Source organism: Vibrio sp. 03_296 (assembly GCF_002265885.1).
Genome location: NZ_NPKW01000666.1, coordinates 1 through 872, shown reverse-complemented (window position 1 = coordinate 872; position 872 = coordinate 1). Strand labels below are relative to the sequence as shown.

1 pseudogene is annotated in these 872 nt (G+C 45.2%); it reads left to right on the top strand.

Annotation, left to right across the window (positions count from 1 at the left end):
- Nucleotides 1-625: pseudogene (locus CIK04_RS27010) on the top strand (helix-turn-helix domain-containing protein); the annotation flags it as partial.
- Between the last annotated feature and the right edge of the window lie 247 nt (nucleotides 626-872).

Genomic DNA, 872 nt, shown 5'->3' with positions numbered 1-872 from the left:
GTGATTGGCCAGTCGGATATTTTGGTGCTGAATATGCCCGTACCAMTGATGATGATCCAGCTGCTGCTGCAAAAATCAATCAAATTGWAAAATCTCACCTTTATTTTCAATTGGATGCGCAAATTCAGAAGTTGATCCAGATGTTGGTGCATGAAATGCAGTCCAACCCCGAGGATCTTTTATTGAGCCGGGCTTGCAACGATACCGTGATGGCGTTGATGCAACGTCATATGTCGGCGTTTGAGACGCCAAGAAAAGAGTCGCGTTTTGATCTCGATGCGATTGATCGCTATATCGAAACCCATCTGAGCCACAAGATCAGCGTGGCGCAGCTTGCTGGCAGTGTTTCCTGGTGAAGCCAGTTCCACAGCCTCTTCAAAGAGCAAATGGGCATTACGCCGCATCAATACCTGCTCGGTAAGCGCATCGATAATGGCCAAAGATCTGATGAAAAGGCACATTAAGCTTGGGCAAATTGCCGAGCTGACCGGTTTTTCCGGCCAAAGTACCTTTACCCACTCCTTTACTTCGCTTACAGGGCGTTTCACCTTCGCAATACAAAAAGCAATTTGGCGTTAAATTAAGTTGCTTTTTACGACACAATATTTTGCTTAAATTCGTGTGATCATGTAGTTGTTTTGTTAAAAAAGTCGAGTTTTAGTCAAAAAGCTACGGAAGTTTTTGACAAGTAATCCTCTCAGGCTCAAAATACACTGCCAGCCATTGTGTAGCCCCGAAGCGGTTTTCGGGATGAGATTGAGGAAAACGCATGTTTACAGCAACAGATGTGTTAAAGCCGGAGTTTGTCGCGCAGCCGCTCGATAAGCTATGGGCATTGATCTCCCCATTGTATATGGTGGACGAATCTCAAT